This window comes from Arthrobacter echini (genome assembly GCF_004803505.1).
GTDB classification, from domain to species: domain Bacteria; phylum Actinomycetota; class Actinomycetes; order Actinomycetales; family Micrococcaceae; genus Arthrobacter_D; species Arthrobacter_D echini.
This window is the reverse complement of the sequence record NZ_SSWH01000027.1, coordinates 1-3,799: the sequence shown is the minus strand read 5'-3', so window position 1 is coordinate 3,799 and position 3,799 is coordinate 1. Positions and strand designations below refer to the sequence as shown.

Here is a 3,799-nt window from a genome sequence, read left to right as displayed (position 1 = left end):
GCTAAGAGAGTGGGCGGCATGTAGCTGGGGTTTGCCGGTATGGGCGCGTCGGTGGCGAGATAGAGATCGCGGCCTGACGTGAGCATTGTTCACGATCGCGGTCGACCACCTCACCGTGTCCCACGTCGCAGCCGGCCTCGGAGTGTCCTGGCATACCCGAACACTGCTGTCCTCACCGAGGGATGACGCGTTCTCATTAATGACCGGTTGCCGGCACTGGCTGAGCAGGGTGTCAGGTCATCGCTGGCCCCGTCATTCTATGGATCGTGACAGTGCCAAAACCCGTGTTGGTAGCTGGTTCTCATAAGCTCACCCGAGGCTGAGTTACTGACACGGAGGACGGCAGGCATGGGGCACATCATCGGATACGCACGCGTCAGCACCACCGACCAGCACGCCGACCTGCAGCACGACGCGCTGACAGAGGCCGGTGCATCCCGCGTCTTCACCGATCGAGGCGTCAGCGGAGCGAGGACCACCCGGCCGGAGCTGGACAAGATGCTCGACTACCTACGACCTGGTGACACGCTGCTCGTCTGGCGTCTGGACCGACTCGGTAGATCCATGCAGCACCTCGTGGGCCTGGTGGCCGAATTGAAGGACCGCGGCGTAACCTTCCGGTCCCTCCATGAGGGCATCGACACCAGCACCATCAACGGGGAGCTCGTGTTCAACATCTTTGCCTCCCTGGCCGCGTTCGAGCGTGAACTGATCCGAGAACGCACAAGTGCCGGCCTCGCCTCAGCTCGAGCTCGTGGCCGGCTTGGAGGCCGGCCCAAAAAGCACAATGAGGCGACCGTGCAGCGCATCAAGGAACTGCGTGCGATGGGAACGATGACGCCGTCAGAGGTAGCGGCCGCGGCCAAGGTCAGCGTGTCCACGATGTACCGGCTCCTGCGCTCAGAGCCCGCCCAGACTACTCAGTAGGACTAGCTCGACCCCCATTGCCACCAGTGTCGACGAGGGGTCGATGCAGGGTGCTCAGATGGCGTGCTCATGCCCTGCTCACCCTGCTCAGGTGGGGTGCTCATCCCCTGCCCACTGGGCTTGCTCACCTGCTCAGGCTGAGCCTGCTCACCCCGCTCAGGACGGACGGCCTCAATCATCCGTAGCGCCATACGCAAATCAGCCGCATTTGCCTCAGCAGCCGCGGCAACACGCTCCAATCCCTCAGCCCTGGCGCGCTCCAGAGCTAACAGAGCCTCGAGCTCACGCACCCGCTCACCCTGCTCAGGTGCTGCCACCTGACCCTGCTCACTGAACGCGCTCACCTGCTCAGCCTGAGCCTGCCCACTGAGTACGAGCCCGCTGGCCAGTAGGTCCTCCACGGGTACACGCCATTGCCTATCTGTGTCCTTGTAGGCATTCGGGAACTTCCCTGTCTCCCTGTACCTGCGCATGGTTGAGCGTGATGTGCCGGTGCGCTCAGCAGCTTCAGAGAGAGTGAACGCCGGCCTATTGCTCATGCGTTCCAACGTAACCGGTGAGCCGGGCGGCTAGATCTTCTTGCCGGTGTGCGTCGTGTAGAGAATGCGACCGCTCTTGGTCTGGCAGGGATTGCGCCGTGTGGCTTTGCAGACCGGGCACAGCTCGGCGTTCTTGTCCGGCCAGGTGGGACGGCGTACGCGGACGACGCCGCCGCCCATCGAGGTCCCAGTTTTCTTGCCCATGACACGAGGGTATCGACCCTCTCAGCAGCCCGCCACGAAAAAAGACACGCGGATTAAATGAAGAATGCCCCGCCGGGACCAACCGGTAGGGCATCCTTAGTGCAAGCACAATTTCACAACCAAGCGTACGCCATGACCACTGAGGGCGCATGCAACACGCGGGAAGGCAACCCCGACGTGACCCCCTGGAGCCTGACTTCACTCCCGGCGGTGAAAGAAAAACGCTCAGCCAAGTACCGTAACCAACCGGGCGGCTCCTCCCCGGGTTAGAGCCGGTTCCCCGGCGTGACTGCCGGGACAATGTCGAGTCATGAGGCAGGGTGTTCAGCGGCGCAGTAAAGGCCGTGATGGAAGAAGTGCCGGCACCGATCGCACGCCCCTCTACGGGCCTGCCAGACCTCATGACACATGCCGCCACTGCGGGGACGTAATGACCCCCGCCAGCTAGAAAACCCACACGCCACACCTACACCGGTGCCGTCTGTTCGCTGTCTTGAGTCTCCGAAGTTCCCCTTCGGAGCATCAAGGCAAGCCCCTGCCCGCCGCCTCCCTGCCCAGTGCCGCCGGTTCAACAACCACGACATTCAGACGATGGTCACCAGCAACGGACCCCCTTCCTCGAGCAGACTCAGCCCCAACCAAGCACCCCCACGCTAACCAAGCTGACGAGCGACCCCAGGCCAAGGAACCCAGCTGCCGAAAAGAGTGCAAGAGGTGTGACCGATCAGGGCTTTCCGCGAAGGCCGTGCGACGTCGATCGGGAATCAACGAGTCGAACCCAAGCTGACCCATGAGCCCAGGCGTCAGGAATGGTTGACAATAAGGATTGGTGTCAGGAATGGTTGACGGTATGAGGACAGTGCTGGGAGACATCGCGGAGCAGCAGCAGCGAATCGCTGAGATGGAGAAGTACCTCACGGCAGGGGTAGCTCAGGCGAGACTGGCTGGTCACTCGTGGGCAGAGATTGGGGCCGCGCTGGGGACGAGCCGGCAGGCAGCGCATCAGCGGTTTGGTCCCCAGTAAGCGGCGAAGCGATCAGGCCTCTGGTGTTCCTACAGAGTGCCTGATGCTGGGTTGGTTTGCGGGACCCTGGACGGGTCCCGGTGTGGACCTGCGGCCCACGGCGTGAGGGCATTCCGGTCTCGCAGAGCTCGCCCAGAATGCCCTCACACCCCCTGCCCGTGTGTGGGTTATGTTCCTCCGCTGTCGGACCACCCATCGGCGATACAAAATGGCAGCTGTTTTCTCGTGTATTCGCCAGCTATGGTCTGTACGTGAGCTACATCTTTTTGCTGGTGACCATCGTCTGAATTTTACTTGCGCCGATAGTGTTTGTCCCGAACATTTTGCGTGGTACGGCGCTTAATTTCCCGGATATCATCTTCGAAGGTCTCACGCGTCATATCCTTGGTTTGCTGCCATTTCTCATCGTGCTGGGCTTGGGTATCACCCGGGAGCCAAGGCCTCATGATGGCGATCTCGACCGTCGTGGTCATAATATATGAAGCAGCCACGATGTACCCCTCCCTCAAGCTACCGAAAGCGGCGTACCCCATAGCTACGCCGACGGCTGCCTGGATGAGTAGGGGCAAAAGTGCATAGTCCCACCCTCCAGGAGACGAAAGTCGCCGTTTGATCACTAATGGACGTTCGGCAAAAGTTGTCAGAATTTCGCTAACAACCACAACGCCAATTGCCACCAAAAACAGAGTTCCTAGCGATCCGTCCTGCAACCATCCTGGTAACGTCGAAACCCATAACAGGAGAAATACAATTGGTACCTTAACTACTCCAAGTGCCAAGTGACCGGACAGAGAAGCCCAAAGAGGCGGGGGCTCCCACTCAGGCAAGTTTCTTTGTATTGGATCATGGATCTTCATTACGCTCCCTTCTAGGTGCACGTTGGCGAGTTCGCCGGTGGCCCGCATCCCGTTCATCAGGCGTTGTAGATACGGTTATCGATGGCGGGATTGGCACCCTTGATCGAATAGTAGATCCCGGTCCCTGCCCCCTAGCCTCGATCTTTCATGAGGCGGGGTTCTTTCGGTGATCGGGGCTTACTGGCTGCCTGATGGTGTTGATGTTGGCATGTGGGTGTGACGATTTCTGCCGCTGACCGTGGCGGTGA

Annotated in this window: 4 protein-coding genes; 1 reads left to right on the top strand and 3 read right to left on the bottom strand. The window is 60.5% G+C overall.

Annotation, left to right across the window (positions count from 1 at the left end; genetic code table 11):
• Nucleotides 1–348 precede the first annotated feature (348 nt).
• Entirely contained in the window at nucleotides 349–927 is a 579-nt protein-coding gene (locus E8P82_RS14845) for a recombinase family protein (protein ID WP_136455825.1), read from the top strand.
• 2 nt (nucleotides 928–929) lie between these two features.
• Here E8P82_RS14845 and E8P82_RS15535 read toward each other — a convergent pair whose 3' ends face one another.
• The 3 genes from E8P82_RS15535 to E8P82_RS14835 form a co-directional block, all read right to left on the bottom strand.
• On the bottom strand, nucleotides 930–1,466 hold the full coding sequence (locus E8P82_RS15535) for a helix-turn-helix transcriptional regulator (RefSeq protein WP_136455824.1): 537 nt from the start codon (nucleotides 1,464–1,466) through the stop codon (nucleotides 930–932).
• A 30-nt stretch (nucleotides 1,467–1,496) separates the two neighbouring features.
• On the bottom strand, nucleotides 1,497–1,670 hold the full coding sequence (locus tag E8P82_RS15120) for a hypothetical protein (RefSeq protein ID WP_168796596.1): 174 nt from the start codon (nucleotides 1,668–1,670) through the stop codon (nucleotides 1,497–1,499).
• A gap of 1,314 nt (nucleotides 1,671–2,984) precedes the next feature.
• On the bottom strand, nucleotides 2,985–3,551 hold the full coding sequence (locus tag E8P82_RS14835; protein ID WP_136455823.1) for a hypothetical protein: 567 nt from the start codon (nucleotides 3,549–3,551) through the stop codon (nucleotides 2,985–2,987).
• Between the last annotated feature and the right edge of the window lie 248 nt (nucleotides 3,552–3,799).